This window comes from Metamycoplasma hominis ATCC 23114 (genome assembly GCF_000085865.1).
Classification (GTDB): domain Bacteria; phylum Bacillota_I; class Bacilli_A; order Mycoplasmatales; family Metamycoplasmataceae; genus Metamycoplasma; species Metamycoplasma hominis.
The window spans coordinates 377,519-398,416 of sequence record NC_013511.1; the positions used below are offsets into that span (position 1 = coordinate 377,519).

A 20,898-nucleotide genomic window follows, 5' to 3' on the forward strand; every position below is an offset into this window, starting at 1 on the left:
TTGTTATTTTCCTATTAAATAAATTCTCCGTCAGAATCAGAAGAAGAAGAGGTCTTTACACTATATCCCAAACTTTCTAATTGAGATTTTAAAGCTGAGGCATTATTATCAACAATTATTTCTTTTTTCAATTGTTCTGCAAACATATATAAACGCGAAAGGTTGTCAATTCCTTCTGAATTTAGTAATGAAGTTCCTGTGATTCTTACTTTTGTTGTTAAATTTCCATTACTAAATAAAATCTTGCTTTTTTGACCAGGTTCGCCTGAAACAATATGTCTATTAAAGCCTGCTTCATTTAATTCTTCACCTGATATATTGAATGCTTCACTGTTATTATATAAAGTAAGTCTTCTTATCATTCTTGATTTTGAATTACTTGGTTTTAATTTATCATGAAATTCTAATCCCCTCAGAGAACGTATCTTTGGTATTCTAGTAAAATCTAGGCCTTGTGGATAACTATTACCATCTTCTTTATGATCTGGTTCTAAGCCCGGACCAAATCCACCTTCAAATATTGGTTCATTATTTCTAACTCAATAAACCATTCTCATTCCATCATTAATTCTCTTTAATTTTTCTTGTAAAGTAGAAGCATTTTCATTGTAATCAACAGGATCAAAGGCCAATGTATCAAATGTTATTCTTGTGGCGATATCAGCGCCTTGTTTATAGTCTCAAGAAACATTGTAATCGTTTGAATTTATTCATTCAACTTTTCTTAATGCATTAGGGTTAATTGATCATTTATCCAATAGCGAATTTCCTAAAGTGTAAATTCCTAGTTCCTTTATGTGTTTATTTTCTAACGCAATTAAAGAAGAAGTGTTTGAAGAACCTGCTGAGAAAAATAGTTCTAGTAGTTGAATTTCATCAGGAATTGCCTTTAAAATATCCATAAATTTTTGGCTAGAGTCAGATTTTCCCATATTTCTAATTCTATAACCAGTAATATTGACCTTTTTAGCCTTTAAATCTTCAATTAATTTTTTAGTTTTTGCATAACCATCTGGATTATCGGCATCAATATCAACAATATAACCTTCATTGATCTTTCCCTTTCCGTCTTCTTTTTTTTCTCTAGTATATTTATTGACGGTTATACCATCACCATCATTAATACCATATTTTTGAAATTCTTTAGTTACATTAGTTTTCTTTCAACCAGGATAGTCGCCATTAGCAAGACCATATGGGCTTCTATTTTCAATACTATCATATCCAAAAACTCTTCTATTTTTATTGTCGTTTATTATTCTATTTGCAACACCATTATAGCCTTTGGCTGGAGAATATGCATATGAATCTAGCTCACCTTTTTCGTTTACATAGGCGTTATCTTGATCTAATGCAAGGCCTTCAGCTAATTGCTTTTCAGCATTAGAAGTAATCTTTGTAAATTTAGAGAAATCTAAATGAGAATACAATCAAATATATTTGAAGTGTTTCCTGCCTTCAAATTTAGGCTTCATTTCTGGATATTTTGCCTTGCCTTCTGCTGTTAAGAAATTAACAACATTTTCTGAATCAAATAATCTTTGGAACTTTAATAATTGGTTTGCGGTGTAACTTAATGAACCACGATCAAATTCTCTTTTAAGATAATCTTCGGCTTCATCTATTCAATTTGCCCCTCAACTTTTTTCATAATCTTCAAGATCTTTTTTGAAGTATTTTTCATCTCTTTTTAAACGTTGAGTAGCCGCTTGGGCTGCTGCTTGTTTCAATTCTTCAGTAACCTTAACTTTTTTAATTTTTGGAGCACTATCATTGATGTATGGGTTTAAATTAGTTAGTTGATTTAAGATATCATATTGATTATATTCACGTTTCTTTTGATCTTCAACTTCGGCTTCAACTTCAACACCGTTTAGAATAATTTTAGTTGTTCTAGTTGAAGGCTTTGACGAAGGGGTAGTAGGCTTGGGTTCAGGTTTTGGTTTTGGCTCTGGTTTGGGAGCTGGAGGGGTTGGTTGAGGTTGAGGTTTTGGCTCTGGCTTGGGTTCGGGTTTTGGCTCTGGTTTAGGTTTTGGAGCAGGCGGAACTGGGATTGGTTCAGGTTCTAGTTTAGGGGCTGGAATTGGTTGTGGCTTTTCTAATTCTTTTAAGTTGTTATCCTTTATTGAAGGCAACGCATTTTTATAATCTAGGTTGCTTTTATTTATAAAATCATTTCCTGTTGCTGAGCTGGTGGTATTAAAACGAGAATAATTTTGCGAACTTGTACTATAAAATATAGCCCCAGCAATTATTGAAGCTCCTATAATAACACCTGCTGTCATTAAAATTAATTTGTTTTTTCTTTTCTTTAATAAGTTTTTCATTTCACCACTTTTTTTAGTTTTATTATTGATTATTTTTTATTTTCTGTAAATTTAAATTCATTAGGAACTTTATCATCGCCTAAGCCATCAGGGAATAATGCTGTTTTAAAATCGCTATTATTTTTATATAGTTCTTTTAATGTTTGTCTAAATGAATTTTTTTGGTCTTTACCGCCGCCATAAATTAAATCATATTGAGGCAAATTGTAATTTCCATACAAGCCTTTGTAGTCAAATCCTTCCGATCTAAAAGCAGCTGCTAAGCCGGTTTTTGCGCCTAAATTCGATAAATAAAATATTCCAACAAGTTCGTTATTTTGATTTCTTAAACTTGTACCAGAAGCGCCTCCAACTGGAGCAAAATGTTTAGGCATATAATTTAGCCCCATACGCATATATGTTTTGCCATCGCTACTTTCATAGAATGAAAATACTGATTTTTGATATTTTTGGCCGTCTTTTTCTTCTTGAACTTGCTTCATTCCACCTGGTTGTGCTAAAAACACATCAGAAATACCAGGTTTATCAATGAATGTTCTATATCCTAAACTGTAAGATAAGTAATTTCCTCTTTCTGTTTTTGATGGAGGAAATGAAGGGGTTTCGTTTTCACCAACTGCTAATTGATCATAAAATCTATAATCTGAATTTGTTCATAAACTGTAATTAAATTCATCTCTTCTTTTAATTTGGTCATCATCTACATATCTTCTTAAAAAGAAATCTTGGGTTGAATTTGGATAACCTAATGCAAAAAGTTCATCATAATTCTTTCATCATTCCTTGTTTTCTTTATTTGCTTTTAAAGGAACATCAATTTTTTGATAATTTGATAAATATGATTTCGACAAGAATTTAATTTGTTTTGCTTTATTTTGAGCATAATTACTTGTTAAGACTTTTGCTAATTCGTGGGCATCTAAATTGCTGAAGTTTTTAGTAATATCGCTATTTTCGCTTAGATCATTTTTAGAAACGCTTTGCAATGTTAATTTTTCAAAGTCAACTTCAAAAACAGCAAAATCAGCATATTCTTCAACATCTTTATACTTTTCTTTTTGTGATTTAATTAAATAATCAGAAGGTTTTGAATTTAAGAAATCTCTTGCAGTATAAACTGTCTTTATTCCATTAGAAACATTAGTAGAATCTTTACCAGTAAATGAAAATCTATATGTATTTTCATCAAGATTTGCCAAACGCAATGTTGTTTTAATTTTTGCACTATCCATTAATTTTAGAAGTGTAAATGAAGTTGTAAGTTTTTTTAATGCATCTGCAACGTGTAAATTTGTTGCAAAATATCATTTTGTTGGATATTTTCCATCACTTCTTTGTTGATAATCCATGATTCAAGTTGTTCCGGCAGTATTAGTAAATTTTCTTTCTTCGCCTTCAATAGGAGTTAAGAATCTTATTCCAAATGTTTGAGAAGCAATGTCACGATAATGTTCATTTGGCAATGTTCTTGCTAAACCTGTAATTTTATATGGATCTCTACCAAATGCATCTGTAGGTGAAGGTCCTTGTCCTCCTGGGTTTTCATTAATAGCAAGGCCTTCTACATTTCCTTTTGAATCGTAGCTTGGCAATGTAAAACCTTTTCTTGCAGCTGATTCATATGAATCTTGACTAATTTCTTTTGCCTTATCATCAAATTTTTGGATGTTAGATTGTGAAGCTTCCAAATTGGGTCTGATTTCTTTTATTGATTTTTGTTCTTGTTGACGAGTTAAAATGTCTAAATATTTTTTGTTATCTAACTCATATCTTTTTGTTTGATTTCCTTCAAGATATTGTTCCAACTCACTTTTATTCAATCTTAAAGCGTCAGAACCTGTATTAGGAATTGTTCCATTTTCATCAAAACCATAAGGATTTGTTTTAAATTTTCCTACAGTTATTGTTTCAATAAATGTTTTGTTTGTCTTTTTGTCTTTAATAGTAATATTAAAATTCAATTGACCGGTTTTGTTTGCAACTGATCAATCATCAGAATTGGTTGAAGTTTGTACATATAAAACATTGACTATTTTTTTAATTTCAATTTCATCATTAAATTTTTTTTGTTTAAACTCAACACCTTGATTGAAATTTCTAACAATTTGAGATGGAAGCAAATCTTGTGAATTTTGATTTGAAAAAGCTTTGAATTTCAAATCAAATAATTGACTTGGATCATTTAATGCTAATTTTGAAACTTCAGAAATTATTTTTTTATATTCGGTAGTTTTTTGTTCTTCAACTGATAGTTCATCTGTAGAATTATTATTTTTGTTGTCGTTGCCTTTTGAATCTTGATTATTTTGGGGTTTTTCATCAGGATTCTTCTTTTCGTCATTTTGATTATTATTAGTCTTTTTATTTGTATTTTTACATGAAATAGCTACAGCAGACATACTAGAAAGTGATGTCGCTGCTATTAATAATGATATTATTAATTTGGATTTTTTCAACCTTATACCTTCCTTGTTTTTTAATTTTAAACTTGAAAAATAGGAACTAAATTTCCTTTGATTTTTTATTGATTTCCCTATCTTAAAAAAACAAATATTTCCATTTTTCGCAATAATTTTACTATATTAAATTTAAAAAAAAAAAAAAATACTTCAATGTTTAAAAAAATTACTTTAAACCTTTTAAAATCAATATTAAATTCTAGGGATCTAATTGAAATCAAGACAATAAATGCATATCAAGATATGCTTTAAAAAATGAAATTTTTCATTTTAATGTATAATTTAAAAATTAATATTTGAGGAGGCAGCATGTTGGATGTTTGCAATTTAGCTAAAGTTTTCCCAGACAAAAAATTATTTACAAATGTTAACTTAAAATTCTTGCCTGGAAATGTATATGGAATTATTGGCGCTAATGGGGTTGGAAAATCCACTTTTTTAAAAATATTAAGTGGGGATATTGAAGCATCAGAAGGGCAAATAATTAAAGAAAAAAATGCTAGAATGAGTGTATTATCACAAAATCAAAATGAATTCGACGATTATATTGCAACTGATGTTGTAATAATGGGAAATAAAGAACTTTATCAAATTAATCTTGAAAAAACTAAAATTTATGAAGATCCAAATGCAACTATTCAAGATTATGAAAAAGCAAGCCATTTAGAAGAAAAATTTGGTGAAATGGGGGGTTGAAATGCTGAAAACGACGCCCAAACATTATTATCAAATTTAGGAATTGAACCTGAAAAATGAACTATGAAAATGTCGGATTTAAAAGCTAATGAAAAAGTAAAGGTTTTATTGGCAAAGGCTTTGTTTGGAAATCCTGATATTTTAGTAATGGATGAACCAACAAACAGATTGGACCTAAAAACAATTAAGTGATTAGAAAACTTTTTAATGGATTATCCAAACATTGTTATTGTTGTTTCTCACGATAGTGATTTCTTAGATGCAATTTGCACGCATATTATTGACATAGATTATTCTGAAGCTAAATTATTTATTGGAAATTATTCATTTTGAAAACAATCAAGCCAATTGTTAATAGAAATGCAACAAAAACAAAACCTTAAAAAAGAAGAAATTGCCCAAAAATTAAAAGATTTTATTGCCAGATTCTCTGCTAATGCCTCAAAATCAAAACAAGCTACAAGTAGAAAGAAATTACTCGATAAAATTGTCATTGACGAAATCAAACCCTCATCTAGAAAATATCCATTCATCCAATTTAACTTAAATAGAACTCCCGGAAAACAAATATTAACTGTTAAAAATTTAACTTATGTAAATGACAATGGCGACACTTTATTTGAAAATGTAAGTTTTACAATCCACCCTGGAGAAAAAATGGTTATTATTGGCAATGATGACATTGCCAAAACTAGATTACTTGAAATACTTATGGGTAAGCGTAAACCAACATCAGGAACAGTTGAATGAGGAATAACTATTAAGCCAAATTACTTCCCAAATAATAACTTAGAATATTTCAAAGAGCCAATGTCAATAATGGATTGAATTAGCAAATGGCCCCTAAATAATACAACTCAAGAAACAAAAGATAATAGTGATTCAAGAATGAGAGCATTTTTAGGAAGAATGTTATTTTCAAATGATAGCGTATTTAAAAATGTTAATGTAACTAGCGGTGGTGAAAAAGTTAGATTAATGATGGCTAAACTAATGTTAGAAGAAAGTAACTTTTTAATCTTTGACCAACCTCTTGACCACCTTGATAGTGAATCAATTGATAGTTTAATTGAAGCAATTAAAAATTACAAAAGTAGTTGTATATTCACAACATACAATAGAGCAATGATAAAAGAATGTGCCTCAGTTATTTTAGAAATAAAACCTACTTCAAGTTATTTATTCTATGGAACCTTAGAAGAATATGAAGAAGCAATGGGATATTAAATAACTAATTAAAAAACTCGTAATTAAAACTACGAGTTTTTATTTACTTTTTAAAGTTTAGCAGCTTATTTCTATAATATTCGTATTGTTTTCTACGTTGATCAATTTCAAGAGGAAGGCCAGATTGAATATCTTTGGTGTATGTTTCAAGTTTGTCAAGGATTTCAACTATTTTATTTTGAATTGAAATGTGAGGGATTGGGATGAAAAAATTATCAATATCGATTTTATTTAATGCAGGAATACTACCTTTTGCAACTAATTCATTTGATATTTTTTCTTCATTATATTTAAGCCAATAGTATATATATTTAGTTAAAAAAGATGTTTCATTTTTACTTCTATACGGATAACATAATCCACCTGCTCAAAATTTATCATTCATATAATTTATAAAACCAGCATATGCTCCACGCGCTGCAATTGTTATAGCATTTCCTTCATTATTATATTGGTTATATGTCCCGTATATTTCTTTGCCACTATTAATTACTTGATATTTGCCATTATTTAGTAATTTATTTTTTTCTAATGTTTCCTTTTTTAAATTAATAGTTACTTCATTTATCCTCTTATATTCAATAATGTTAATTATCTTTTCATAAAGTTCATTTAATAATAATATGTAATTTTTACTTAATACCCCCCCCGCAAGGTCTTTGAAGTCTAACAACTTATCTCTATAATATTCGTATTGTTTTTTACGTTGGTCAATTTCAAGAGGAAGGCCAGATTGAATGTCTTTTGTATATGTTTCAAGTTTGTCAAGGATTTCAACAATTTTATTTTGGATGGAAATGTGAGGGATGGGGATAACAAAATTTTGTAACATCGGAAGTGTAATGTAAGGAATTCCAGAATCTAATTTATAAACATTAATATAATTTTTTAAGTTACTCTTTAAATAAAAGTAAGCGTATTTTCAAAGAACAAAATGGTTTATTTTTAACAAAATATATGTTCTTTGGTATGCATTAAATTTCCCATTATAAATATTGACGTGACCTACTTTGCTTCCATTTCCTGATATTAATATTGCCATTTCATCAAAGGCATATTCATCTATTAATTTTGGTCTTTCATCACATGTTCAAAACGCATATTTTCCATTTGGAGTTTCTGCATTTGCGTTTAATTTTCCGGTTTTTATTTCTCTAAAAATTTTTGATATAGGTAGGCACTCAACTATATTGACAATTTTGTCTCATAGTTCATTTAAAAGCAGTAAATAATTTTTACTTAATACCCCCCCCCGCAAGGTCTTTGAAGTCTAACAACTTATCTCTATAATATTCGTATTGTTTTTTACGTTGGTCATTTTCAAGAGGAAGGCCAGATTGAATGTCTTTGGTGTATGTTTCAAGTTTGTCAAGAATTTCAACAATTTTATTTTGGATTTCAAGAGGTGGAATTGGAATTAAAATTCTTTTAAATTGCTCTTTTGATAAATTAAATCTAGTTACTCCATTAACACATTTAATTATTTCCTTTCTTATATTTAAATCCTTAAATAAATATTTAAAATAATTTACATTATAATTTTCGATATTGAATAGTCTATAACCAAAACAGAAACTATTTAAATAAACATCATTATTGTCGAAATATTTATCATTAGCTACTGAAGCGTAACCGCACTCATTTGCAGATTCGGATGAAGTTGTAAAAAGAATATCTCCATATAACACTCTATTTTGCTTCTCATTTTTTAATACGGAAACTTTTTCTAAACTTTTAATATCAATAGATAAATTATTAAAAATATTTAAATATGTAATATATTGTTTATTGGTGTTATTCAAAAAATCATTTTTATTTTTACCTGACAATCCATTATATAGAATGCCTAAATCTCCAATTTTTTTATATTCAACTATATTATTACTGCATTGTTGATTATTCATTATCTTGTTTAATAATTCTTTATTATTATCAAAGTCTAGTAATTTATTTCTATAGTAATTATATTGTTTATCTCTATAGGTCAATTCGGTGGTCAATTCGGTGGTCAATTCGGTGAACTTGTCTAAAATATTAACAATTTGATTTTGGATTTCAAGAGGTGGAATTGGAATTAAAATTCTTTTAAATTGCTCTTTTGATAAATTAAATCTAGTTACTCCATTAACACATTTAATTATTTCCTTTCTTATATTTAAATCCTTAAATAAATATTTAAAATAATTTACATTATAATTTTCGATATTGAATAGTCTATAACCAAAACAGAAACTATTTAAATAAACATCATTATTGTCGAAATATTTATCATTAGCTACTGAAGCGTAACCGCACTCATTTGCAGATTCGGATGAAGTTGTAAAAAGAATATCTCCATATAACACTCTATTTTGCTTCTCATTTTTTAATACGGAAACTTTTTCTAAACCTTTAATATCAATAGATAAATTATTAAAAATATTTAAATATGTAATATATTGTTTATTGGTGTTATTCAAAAAATCATTTTTATTTTTACCTGACAATCCATTATATAGAATGCCTAAATCTCCAATTTTTTTATATTCAACTCCATTAGGACATAGTTCCTTAATTAACTTTTCTATTTTGTTCATAACTATTCCTCTAATTCAGCAACTATTTTGTCAATTTCGCTTCTCAATGTTTCAATCTTGGAAACTGTTTCTTTTATTTGAGAGTTTAAGACATTAATTTCTATTTTTTCTGAAGTGTCTTGTTTTTCAACGTAACTATTAACTGATAAATTATATGAATTGGACTTAATTTCTTCAACACTGGCTAATTTTGAAATATAAGAAATGTCTTTTCTTTGGCCATAATAATCAATAATATTGTTAATATTTTGACTAGTTAGCTTGTTGTTGTTTGTTGCTTTTAAAAATTCTTGAGAGGCGTCAATAAATAAGATATTGTTGTCAATTTTTGATTTTTTCAATACCATTATGCATGTTGAAATACTTGTTCCAAAAAACAAGTTGCTTGGGAGTTGAATTATGCATCTATGAAGTTATTTTCAACTAAATATTGTCTAATTTTTTGTTCAGCTCCCCCACGATACATAATGCCTGGAAAGCAAACTATTGCTGCTACGCCATCAGTTGCAAGTCAAGAAAGGCTATGAAGTATAAAAGCAAAATCGGCCTTGCTTTTTGGAGCTAATATTCCAGCAGGCGAAAATCTTTGGTCATTTATTAATAAAGGGTTATCTTCGCCTTCTCATTTAATTGAATAAGGAGGATTTGAAACGATAACATCAAATGGTTCTTTGCGTTGATGTTCAGGGCTTGGAGATAGCAATGTGTCGCCGTTGTAAATATTGAATTTATCAAATCCTATATCATGCAAAAACATATTTATTCTACATAAGTTATATGTTGTTAAATTGACTTCTTGGCCATAAAATCCATCCTTGATGTTTTCTTTGCCAAGAACCTTGATTGTTTGTAGAAGTAAAGAACCTGATCCGCATGCAGGGTCATACACTCTATTGACTTTTTTCTTATTGAAAACTGCTATTTTAGTAAGTAGCTCTGAAACTTCTTGGGGAGTAAAATATTCACCCCCTGATTTTCCGGCATTTGATGCATACATTGACATTAAATATTCATAAGCATCGCCAAAGGCATCTATTGAATTATCTTGATAATTGCCTAATTTCATGGCTGCTATTTCTTGTAATATTGCTGCTAATTTTTTATTTCTTTCATCAACACTACGACCTAATTTTTGAGAATTAACATCAACGTCATTAAATAGACCTGAAAAATCATTTTCACTTTGTTGACCTTTTGCTGATGATTCAATATTTTGAAAAATATTGTCCAACGTTTCATTTAAACAATTATTTGTTGTAGCATTTTTAACAACATTAATAAACAATTCAGATGGTAAAATAAAAAATCCTTTTTCATTGATTAAATCATCTTTGCCCGTCAATGCTTCTTCATCTGATAAAGTTGTATAATCAAAGTCTTCAATTCCTGCTTGATGTTGGCGCTTGTTTGCATATGTTGCAATATTTTCAGAAATATATCTATAAAACATAATTCCTAAAACATATTGTTTAAAATCTCAACCATCAATTGAACCGCGCAATCTATTTGCTATATCTCAAATTTTTTTATGTAATTCGTCACGTTCTTGATTATTAATAGCCATAATTTTCCCCCAGTGTAATAAATAACTTTTATATATAAATTTTACAAAAATAACCCCAAAAAAGGTTCATTATCACTTTAAATTCAAAAAACCTTTTGAATCTTAAATATACGAATGACAATGTTTCTACAAATTAAAATACAAAAAAAACTCGCAATAAATGCAAGTTTTTTTTAATATATCAAACATTTTTTTAATCAATAGGTTTTATTGCTTGAAGAACTAATTTAGCAAGTTGATTGCCACCCAAAACTTCAATAACAGCTAATCCAAAATCAAAAACAGCAGCCGCGCATTTTCCTGTTATTAATTTCTTATCTGGACTTATTGATACTAATTCTTTACTACGATTAGATATTTCTTTTACACTGTCGTTTATTGGAAATGAACTAAATTTAGTTTTACTATCAATAAACTTATTTTCATATAAAACATTGGGAGCATCGCATATTGCTATAATTAATTTGTTTTGATTTTTAAACTTAGCTATTAAGTTTAAAAATGTTTGGTTCTTTCTAATACTTTTAGCAGCGGGTCCTCCAGGAATAAATAAAACATCATATTCATCAACATTTATATTTGAAGTTGTTTGCAATTTTACAATTTTATGTGCACCAGTTGCTTCAATTCCTAGAGGATTGTAAAATGTGGTCTTATTAAATAAATTATTTGCTCTATGAAATAAATCTAATGTTCCTGTTAATTCAGTATCTTCAAATCCTTCTTCAACAATTACTAATAAATTCATAATTTTCACCTCTTGTTTGATTATATACTTTTAAACAAAAAAGAATAGACAGTTTTAACTAAAAATCTTTTATTTTGTTAAATAAATTATTTTAAATTTAAAAAATTCAAGTGGATTTTTTTAACACTTTAATTTTTATATTTTTTTCAACATTACTTTTTTTCTTTGAATATATATTTATATTCAAAAATATAGTCATCTTCAAAACCTTCAATCTTTTGTTGATGTTCTTTAGATTTTGAATATTTTAAGCTGAAATCCATTTCAATTGTTTTAGGATTTGAATTCATATGAATTGTTAATTTGTGAATATTAATATATAAACCAGGCAATTCTTTTCAATCTTTTGCAGCACCTAATTCAAAGTTTTTAATTGTGATATCGCCACTTTTCAAATTTGCATAAATTTTAGTTTTTTTATAGTTCCAATATCCTGAATTATATTTAAAGAATGCTTCTTTTAAATCAACATTTTCATTATCAATAAATTTTGCTTCAAGTAAAACTTTTCTAGGAATCAAGAAAAAAATACATTTTTTTGAATTGGATTCTTTATCTTCTAGAAGCAAATCATCTATAATTCAATAGTCTTTTCAATATTCAAATCATTTTGAATCTGGCCCTATAGCAATTTCTAAAAAATCATTACGTCAAGGACCTGCTATACTTTTATTGCTTTGCAATACTGAATTATAAGATTTGGCACTGAATAAATTTTCTATATAAAAATGCAGATTACTATTTCCAATAATATTCAAAGCTTTTTTATGTTGTTTTTGTTCATTATAGCAAGATGTAACACATAACGGCAAAATTGGTAATGTTGAAATTCCAAAAATTGTTAATAATTTTCATTTATTTTTTTTCATTATTTATTTAAGACTCCATTTTAAAATATTTATTTTTATATTTTTTATAAAAAACATAAGGATCTTTATTTAGTATTCTCTTCAAAAATAAGTTTAAATTTTGAATATGGACCAGTTTTAAAATCATATTCGCTTTTTGGGTGTTGAACATATCACAAATGAACATCAAGTTCAAGTCTTTTTTTGTTTAGACTGCAATCTAACGTTAATTGTTTAATGTAAAAAAAGCGCAACTCGGGTTTACTATTCTTATCATCCAATTTATGCACCGGGGCCATATATTTATAAATTCATATTTTTTTATTTTTTAAATTTGTTGAAATTTTTCTAGGCTGTTCATTAAACGCAACATTAAGTTTTTCAATATAAAAGTCTGCTAAATTAAAATCTTCGCTTGCAATAAATCCTGTTTCTAATAATACCTTTTTAGGAATTAAAAACAAAATGGAATATGCATAAAAATCTATCTTTCCAAAAACACAATAATCTTTTTCATATTTATCAAAATTCTTTTTTGATGTTATTACAATTTTAAAAAAATCATTACGCCATGGGCCAGAAATAGTTGCGTCGTTATTTAAAACTGATTCTTCTTCGCTATTTAAAATATCAACCATATTAAAAACTATTTCTTTATTACCAATAATTGTTTCGGCATTTTTTAATTCAGTTTCTCTATTATTGCAAGAGGTTACAAATAAGGGCAATATTGGCAATGTAGAAATTCCAAAAATTGTTAATAATTTTCATTTATTTTTTTTCATTATTTAAAATCCTTTCCCGAATATTTAATTCCCTTTTTGATAAAATGTTTCCTTGTTTTATAAACCTTTCCATTTGGTTTCATGCCCAATAAAAATAATTCGCCAGAAAGACTTGAAGAAACAATTACTTGAGAATATCCTCCCCATCCATAATGGCAAAGAGGTTTATTTCCATTGTCATACATTCCATAAGCAACAATTGCATGACCAATTTTTCCTTTTTTTATTGGATTAGGCATATATGTTCCAAATATTAACCAAGGATAACCATCTCTAATTCATTTTCAAGGTTTTATTCACCCTGCAGATCTTCGATAAACATAAACAGGTCAAAAGTTTGGCTAATCATCTTTTTTTTGTTTACACCTTCATTATAAAAAAACAAAGAAAATAAGATATTTTTTTATTTAAAATAATGATGAAATTAGTTAAAAAAATTAATAGTCGGTTATTTTTTTATTTTTTAATATTAAATTTAGCGCAACCTAACTAGTTGATAAAAATGATCATCAATTTATTTATAAATAATTGTTTAGTTGAATTTATATGCCTCTATTTTAAGTTCTACAATTTTCTTAAAGTTATATTTAATGTGACAAAAAACCTATGCAAAAGTTATAATTTCGCTTTTTGCATAGGTTTAGGCTTATTCTAATTTATTATCTATTTTTTCTAATGCTTTTATTGTTGTTTTAAAAGAAACTTTTGCAACCTCGCGCAATGTCTTTTGACCATATTTCAAAATAAAATTTGCTGCCAAATCAATAATTTTATTGCTTGCACCAAGTTTGAATTCAAAATTATATTTTTTGTTTTGTTGTTGCATTCAATCTATTAAAAATTTTCTTGATATTATTGATGCTGCAGCAACAGCCAGGGATTTTTCTTCGCCCTTGGTTTCAATAATTATTTCATTTTGAGGTTTTTTAAAATCTAGTCAAGAAATTGCTTGCAATTTTTTGAAATGCTTTTGTAACACTTCTAATGAAGTTGTATATTGATCAATAAAAACATCAATGTTCTGGTTTAATTTTTTTGTTAATATATTTATTGAATTACTATGAATTAATGTTTTTATTTCGTTGTTATTAATACCTGCATCAATTAATTTATTATAACCACTTTGACTAAGGCAAGTTTTTTGATAATAAACTAAATTTTCAATTTGATTAAAAATTTCAATTATTCTTTTATCAGAAAGTTTTTTGCTGTCTTTAACACCAATTTGTTTTAGTTTTTCAATGTTATCTTTTGGTATATAACAGGCAACTGAAATTACGGGACTGAAATAATCACCTACTCCCGTTTCATCAACGCCAATTAATTCATCTAAGTTTTTATTCAATTTCTTCTTCTTTACTAAAAAAGTTATCTGCACCTACAGTTTTAATATTATTTTTTTGTTCGGCCTTTTGCTTTTTACCTAATTTAATGTATTTTTCTGGGTTTTTTAGGAATTGATCAATAAAGTATCCAACTGCGCCTTCTTTATTTGTTTGCTTCATAACAACTGTTGACATCTTTTTAATTAAGGGTTCAGCATTTGCAGGTGATACACAAACATTAGCAACATTATACATGCTTAAATCATTATATGAATCTCCCATTGCAACAGTATCATCAATGTCAATGTTGTAATATCTCATAATTAGTGAAATAACTTTTCCTTTATCAATACCTATTGAAGTAATATCAAATACTGGGCTTAATCCTTCACCTTTTGATCAAGAAGAAAATTCTCCTAAATCTCCATAACGTCTTTTTAAATATGTCAATAATTCCAAAACATCTGTATCAGGTTTAACATCAAATACAATTCCGGTTGGTTTTAGTGGGATTTTTTCTAGGTTAATACATTCTCTAAATTTTGTTGCTTGGTTAAATCCAAACACTCTTTCAAGGTTAGGATCTCTATGCATTAATTGAACCCAGTCAGGGCCTTCTATTGCATAATTAGTAATTTCTTTTTTTACTTTTTCATCGCCTAAAATATAAAGAACTTCATTTAAGTCCAAATATGTAATAGCAGGTATAAAGAATGGGTCAGCAGGGTTGTGGATGTGAGCACCATTGTAATTACCTACAATTGCATTAAGTCCAAGTTTTTCATACACAGGCAATGTACTTCTTCAAGGTCTTCCTGTAATTATTGAAACAATGTGTCCTTGGGCAACAGCTTTTTTAATTGCTTCTTCTGTTTTTGGATGAACTGTGCCATTGGCTGAATCTGCTAATAGTGTTCCATCTAGATCAATAGCAAATAAAAATCTTCTTTGTTTTGATTCTTTGTTGTATGCCATAATTTCCTTTCATAATATATAAATATTTTACAATATTTTTTATATCTTCTACATTTTGAACAAAATTACTAAAAAATGTATCTCAATTTTCAATGTTTTATTGCAAAAATTTACACGGAATCAATTTATTGCAAATTAAAAAACTTCAAGTTTTTTTACTTGGAGTTTTTTAAAAATTTATTTATTTTATTTTTGTTCCAAATATACGGTCACCAGCATCTCCCAAACCAGGTAATATATAATTATGTTCATTCAATTTTTCATCTTTTGAAGCTAAATATATATCAACATTAGGAAATTGTTTTGTTACTTTATCAATACCTTGTTGAACGCCTACTAAACATACTAATTTAATATTGTTAAAGCCTAACTTATCCAATTTTGCTATTGCATCGCATGCGGATGAGCCAGTTGCAAGCATAGGGTCAACAATAATAATATAGCTATCATGTGGTACTTCTGGAATTTTAAAGAAATATTCAACAACTTCGTTTGTTTCTTCGTTTCTATACATTCCAATATGACCAACTCTAGCTTGAGGAACCAAATCCATAATACCATTCAACATTCCAAGCCCCGCACGTAAAATAGGAATAATTACAATTTCTCTATCAAGAGTTTCACCTTCATATTTAACATTCATTGGTGTTGTTATTGATATTTTCTTAGTTCGATAGTCCCTCAATGTTTCATATACCATCAACGAAGCAATCTCGTTCAAATTATCTCTAAAATCTTTGTAAGATGTTTCTTTTGAGCGCATCGTTGTTAATTTAGCGTTAATTAAGGGATGCTGAAAAATTTTTACCATATATTTGTGTTATCAACTTTCTTTTTATTTTTTATTATTTTTCTAATTTAAATAATTCTTCCATAACTGGAACTGATTTAGACATACCTAAACGGTTTGCACCTAATCTAATCATTTCTTGGGCATCTGCTAGATTTTTAATACCACCTGATGCTTTAATTAAAAGTTTGTCGCCACAGGTTTCCTTCATAGTTTGAATGTCTTCAAATGAAGCACCTCTATAAGAAAATCCAGTTGATGTCTTAATAAAATCGGCGCCAGATTGCATTACTAATCCAGTAATTTTTATTAATTCAGCTTTTGTTAACAATGCTGTTTCAACTATAACTTTTAAAGTTCTGCCGTTGCATGCTTCTTTTATTGCTTTGATTTCGTTTAATACGTATTCATATTGTCCATCTTTAAATCTTCCAACATTGATTACCATATCAATTTCGTCAGCTCCATGTTCAACAGCAATTTTTGTTTCATAAACTTTAACACTGGTTGCATTATAGCCTAGTGGAAAACCAATAACTGTGCAAACAAGCACATCACTGTTTTTTAATGCTTCTTTAGCATACTTAACATATGATGGTGCAATACATACTGATTTAAAATCATATTTAATTGCTTCTTGAATTAATTTATCAATGTCTTTGCTTGTTGCAGAAGGTGATAAATTTGTGTGGTCAATATATTTGTTTAATTCTGTCATATTCTTCCTTAAGTTAATTTAATTAATTACATTAATTTAGCAAAAACCGTTTGAATGTCATGCTTGCTTTCGCTAAATTCTATTGCAGACAACAATTCTTTTTGAAGTTCTGGATTTATAGGTTTTGACGAATACAATGTAAATAATACATCTCCTTTATTTACATATTCATTTGAACTCTTATTCAAATAAATTCCTGCTTCATAGTCAATAGAATCTTCTTTTTTAGATCTACCTGCTCCTAATTTCATTGCTACTAATCCAAAATCAATTGCAGATTTTATTTTTAAATATCCACTTTGACTTGCAATAATTTCTTGTTTATATTGAGGATTAAATCATTTTGAATCTTTTTCAAAAACCTTGATGTTTCCACCTTGTGCTGAAATTCATTCCAAAAATTTGTTATATGCTTTTTTATTATTGATTACTTCATCAATCATTTTTCTTGCTTCAACTTCATCTTTAGCTTTTTGTGCCAAAACTAATAATGTTGAACCTGATGAGTAAATAATTTCTGTAAAATCTTTAGGTCCATGTCCATTTAATGTATCTATTGCTTCTAAAACTTCAATTTTATTGCCAATAGTTTTTCCTAAAGGTTGTTGCATATTGGTTATTTCAACGGCAATCTTTCTATTTAATTTCTTGCCAATTTCAATCATCAATTTTCCAAGTTTTTTTGCTTCATTAATATCTTTCATAAATGCGCCATTGCCACATTTAACATCCAATAAAATGCAGTTTGAACCAGTTGCAAGTTTTTTAGACATAATTGATGAGGCGATCAATGGAATTGATTGAACGGTACCCGTTACATCACGTAATGCATAGATTTTTTTATCTGCAGGCACAAGTTTTTGATTTTGTCCAACTATTGCAATACCATGCTTTTCAACTAGGTCTCTAAATTGTTGGTCAGTCACTGAAAAATTATAGCCATCAATTGATTCTAATTTATCAAGTGTTCCTCCTGTATGTCCAAGTCCTCTTCCTGACATCTTTGCAACAGTTAAACCTAAGGCTGCTAAAATTGGGCATAATGCAATACTTACTTTATCTCCAACTCCTCCTGTTGAGTGTTTATCAACGATTACTTTATTTAAATAACTTCAATCAAGTACTTCGCCTGAGTGCATCATAGCATCGGTTAATTGTGCTGTTTCAGCATCGCTTAAACCATTTAATCTGATTGCCATTAATAAAGCAGCAGCTTGGTAGTCAGGAACATTTTCTGCTACATATTCTTTAATGAAAAAATCAATTTCTTCTTTGGTAAGAGTTTGATTTTCTACTTTTTTGTTAATAATATCAATAATTCTCATAATTATTTCTTTCTATTTATTCAAAGTCTTCTGATATTGATAATGCTAATTCCATCATTTGATTGAATGAATTTTGTCTTTCTTCAGCGGTTGTATATTCATGTGTTATTAAATTATCAGAAATAGTTAAAATTGTTGCGGCTTTTTTGTGCAATTTTTCTGCTACTGTAAATAGTCCATATGCTTCCATTTCAACAGCAACTGCTCCACCTGAATTTTTAACTCTATCTTCAACAGAAAATACTGAATAAAATGCATCTTCCGATAAAATTCTTCCTTCTTCAAGTTTTAAATTCAATTCCTTAGCATGTTTTCTAATTGAATCGTTTAATTCACTATTTGGAAGAGCTACATTGCTTTCATCATTGACTAATAAATTTTTACGGAATGAAGTGCTATCACTATATGCTGAAGTTGCCAAAACTAATGAATAATTTTTTAAATCAGCCTTGAATGAGCCACCTGATCCAATTCTAATTATTGCTTCAACTCCATATTGACTAAATAATTCATATGAATAAATTCCAATTGAAGGAACGCCCATGCCTGAAGCACAAATAGAAATTTTTCTTCCCTTATAAAAGCCAGTATACATTAAAACATTTCTAACTGTTGACACTAATTTAGCGTTTTCTAAATAGTGTTCAGCAATATACTTTGCTCTTAAAGGATCACCTGGCATTAAAACTAATTTTGCAAAATCATCATCTTTTGCATTTATATGAGGTGTCATATTTTCTCCTTATTCTATTGATAGTTTTTTATACATTATTATTTTATAATAATTAAATAATTAATAAACATTAAATGTCTAAAACGCTAATAAGTCAATACATAAAAAAGCAAAAAGATTAACTTCTTGCTTTTTTATGACACTATAAACCGCTTTCTGTACTATTTTAATAGCGCCAACTATTTATCTAAGCCAATCGGCTTCCGGGTTCTTTGTTCGGTTCCTTGTTCCCAGTTCCCCTACCAAAATTTGGGTTTCTAGCTCATGGAGTTTACATCGTTGCATCTTAACTAAATAAGCTCGTCTCTGTTGCACTAGTCGTCAACTAATTGTTGCCTAGACTTATTGGGTCTAGCATGAACACTACTCGCATCACAGCGAGTGCTAGAGCGGATTTTCCTCTACTTTGTAGTAGCAGTTGGCCATGTAATTTAATTTTACCTTAAAACACAAAAAATATCAATGTTTTTTTAGTAAAAAAATATAATTTTAATATATGGAATTTGAGCTAAGTGGAATTGTAATTAATAAACAAAATGTTAATGAATTTGATGAAATAATATCATTACTAACAAATAAAGGCATTCAAAGAATTTTTTGCCCCGGGGTAAATAAAACTAATTCAAAAAATGGCCCATCAATTTTAATTTTAAATTTAGTCAATTGTGAAGTCATTAAATCAGAAACAAGAAATTTATTACCTAGACTAAAAACTGCTTCATTAATAAAAAATTTTCCCACAGATTATAGACTTTTAAATATTGCAAATGATTTAAAAACCTTCTTTAATTGTCTTGATAATTGCAATAATATTAATCTTATTAAAGAATATGAACATTGCTTAGATTTTATATTGTCAAAGTCTGATAAAGTTGAAGCATATTTATTGTTTTTAGTTGTTTCTAGTTTAGGATTTAAGCCCAACTTAAATTCTTGTATTGAATGCAATAATGTTGAAAATATTGTAGATTTTAAACTATACAAAGGGGGATTTTTGTGTTCGATGCATTCAAACATTGTAAATGCTGATGTATCACTATTAAGGTCTTGATATTGAATAAATAAAAAATTTGAACAATTTGATTTAAATTGTTCAAATCTAAATGCTATTAAAATCAATAATGAACTTAAAATGTTTTTGTATGATAATAACATTATTTATCGTTAATAGATATTTTTTTTATCTCATCAAACTTAAGTTGCAATGTTTTAAAATCAATATTATTTGTTTTATTAGAATATAACATGTCTTCAAAATCATTTAATTTTATTAAATCTTCCTTTGATATATTCTTTTTATGTAAATTAATAATTAAATTAAATGCTTCATTATAAAATAGTAAGTATTGCTTAAAATTATCTTCTAAATATTCATATAGATTTTTAAAATCATCAGAAATTTTAGCCAATGTTTCCTTGTCTTGTTTATCTTCAATATATTGGCTAAAAATATGTTCATTCTTATCCACTATTTTTTTCTTAAAATCATATTGAGCAACTCTTTTTTCAAAATAATCTTTTAAGTTTCAAAATACACCATAATCAGGCAATGAATGAATTAAATTTAATGAACGTAAATATTGCTTATAAATTTCTTTACGAATTATTATTAATTGACTGTTTGAATTAGTTTTTTTATGATTATTAACAAGAACATAAGTAATACCTAGTAAAAAAGGTAATCCAATAACTGCGCTGATTCCTGAAATAATGCCTATTTTTGATCTTCTAGTTAAAAATCTATGCGGTTTTTTATTTTGAACTTTTTCTTGATTTTTTGATAACTTCATAACAAAATTATA

At 27.8% G+C, this 20,898-nt stretch carries 16 protein-coding genes, 1 other RNA gene and 2 pseudogenes; 2 read left to right on the top strand and 17 right to left on the bottom strand.

Annotated features, from left to right (window positions below):
• Positions 1–14: 14 nt before the first annotated feature.
• Both MHO_RS01800 and mip read right to left on the bottom strand, forming a co-directional pair.
• Positions 15–2,327, bottom strand: a complete 2,313-nt coding sequence (locus tag MHO_RS01800; protein ID WP_012855595.1) for a putative immunoglobulin-blocking virulence protein — start codon at positions 2,325–2,327, stop codon at positions 15–17.
• A 29-nt stretch (positions 2,328–2,356) separates the two neighbouring features.
• Positions 2,357–4,783, bottom strand: a complete 2,427-nt coding sequence (gene mip, locus MHO_RS01805) for an Ig-specific serine endopeptidase MIP (RefSeq protein ID WP_012855596.1) — start codon at positions 4,781–4,783, stop codon at positions 2,357–2,359.
• Between the two features lie 312 nt (positions 4,784–5,095).
• Between mip and MHO_RS01815 the strand changes: the two genes are divergently transcribed.
• The gene (locus tag MHO_RS01815; RefSeq protein ID WP_012855597.1) at positions 5,096–6,709 is read left to right on the top strand and encodes an ABC-F family ATP-binding cassette domain-containing protein; all 1,614 of its coding nucleotides are present in this window, start codon (positions 5,096–5,098) and stop codon (positions 6,707–6,709) included.
• Positions 6,710–6,752: 43 nt separating this feature from the next.
• On the opposite strand, the gene MHO_RS01820 is transcribed toward MHO_RS01815, so the two are convergent.
• From MHO_RS01820 to rnpB, 14 genes and pseudogenes are all read right to left on the bottom strand, one after another.
• Positions 6,753–7,967: a restriction endonuclease subunit S gene (locus MHO_RS01820; protein WP_012855598.1), complete on the bottom strand. Its 1,215-nt coding sequence runs from the start codon at positions 7,965–7,967 to the stop codon at positions 6,753–6,755.
• Positions 7,945–9,285, bottom strand: coding sequence for a restriction endonuclease subunit S (locus MHO_RS01825; RefSeq protein WP_012855599.1), 1,341 nt, complete (start codon positions 9,283–9,285; stop codon positions 7,945–7,947). Before MHO_RS01825 ends, MHO_RS01820 begins: the two co-directional genes overlap by 23 nt.
• Positions 9,286–9,287: 2 nt before the next feature.
• Positions 9,288–10,849 (bottom strand): annotated as a pseudogene (locus MHO_RS01830) (type I restriction-modification system subunit M).
• 193 nt (positions 10,850–11,042) lie between these two features.
• Positions 11,043–11,597, bottom strand: coding sequence for a DJ-1/PfpI family protein (locus tag MHO_RS01835; RefSeq protein WP_012855600.1), 555 nt, complete (start codon positions 11,595–11,597; stop codon positions 11,043–11,045).
• A gap of 152 nt (positions 11,598–11,749) precedes the next feature.
• Positions 11,750–12,466 (bottom strand): hypothetical protein, encoded by a 717-nt coding sequence (locus MHO_RS05550; RefSeq protein WP_012855601.1) that lies wholly within the window; start codon positions 12,464–12,466, stop codon positions 11,750–11,752.
• A 65-nt stretch (positions 12,467–12,531) separates the two neighbouring features.
• Entirely contained in the window at positions 12,532–13,230 is a 699-nt protein-coding gene (locus tag MHO_RS05555; protein WP_012855602.1) for a hypothetical protein, read from the bottom strand.
• A pseudogene (locus tag MHO_RS01850) lies at positions 13,230–13,571 on the bottom strand (putative cysteine peptidase); the annotation flags it as partial. The gene MHO_RS05555 and the pseudogene MHO_RS01850, both read right to left, overlap by 1 nt.
• 305 nt (positions 13,572–13,876) lie before the next feature.
• Entirely contained in the window at positions 13,877–14,575 is a 699-nt protein-coding gene (locus MHO_RS05560) for a ribonuclease HIII (protein WP_012855604.1), read from the bottom strand.
• Entirely contained in the window at positions 14,568–15,530 is a 963-nt protein-coding gene (locus MHO_RS01860) for a Cof-type HAD-IIB family hydrolase (RefSeq protein ID WP_012855605.1), read from the bottom strand. Before MHO_RS01860 ends, MHO_RS05560 begins: the two co-directional genes overlap by 8 nt.
• A gap of 181 nt (positions 15,531–15,711) precedes the next feature.
• Positions 15,712–16,341, bottom strand: coding sequence for a uracil phosphoribosyltransferase (gene upp, locus MHO_RS01865; protein ID WP_012855606.1), 630 nt, complete (start codon positions 16,339–16,341; stop codon positions 15,712–15,714).
• 34 nt (positions 16,342–16,375) lie between these two features.
• The gene (gene deoC / locus MHO_RS01870; RefSeq protein WP_012855607.1) at positions 16,376–17,038 is read right to left on the bottom strand and encodes a deoxyribose-phosphate aldolase; all 663 of its coding nucleotides are present in this window, start codon (positions 17,036–17,038) and stop codon (positions 16,376–16,378) included.
• Positions 17,039–17,064: 26 nt separating this feature from the next.
• Complete coding sequence (locus MHO_RS01875; protein WP_012855608.1) at positions 17,065–18,363, bottom strand: thymidine phosphorylase; 1,299 nt, start codon at positions 18,361–18,363, stop codon at positions 17,065–17,067.
• Between the two features lie 16 nt (positions 18,364–18,379).
• Positions 18,380–19,096, bottom strand: a complete 717-nt coding sequence (deoD, locus tag MHO_RS01880) for a purine-nucleoside phosphorylase (protein WP_012855609.1) — start codon at positions 19,094–19,096, stop codon at positions 18,380–18,382.
• Between the two features lie 140 nt (positions 19,097–19,236).
• Positions 19,237–19,526: RNase P RNA component class B (gene rnpB / locus MHO_RS03005), an RNA gene on the bottom strand.
• Positions 19,527–19,592: 66 nt separating this feature from the next.
• On the opposite strand from rnpB, the gene recO reads away from it, so the two are divergent.
• Entirely contained in the window at positions 19,593–20,264 is a 672-nt protein-coding gene (gene recO, locus MHO_RS01885; protein ID WP_012855610.1) for a DNA repair protein RecO, read from the top strand.
• Here the strand turns inward: recO and MHO_RS05565 are convergent.
• Positions 20,251–20,886, bottom strand: coding sequence for a hypothetical protein (locus MHO_RS05565; protein ID WP_012855611.1), 636 nt, complete (start codon positions 20,884–20,886; stop codon positions 20,251–20,253). The genes recO and MHO_RS05565 overlap by 14 nt on opposite strands.
• Positions 20,887–20,898: the final 12 nt, after the last annotated feature.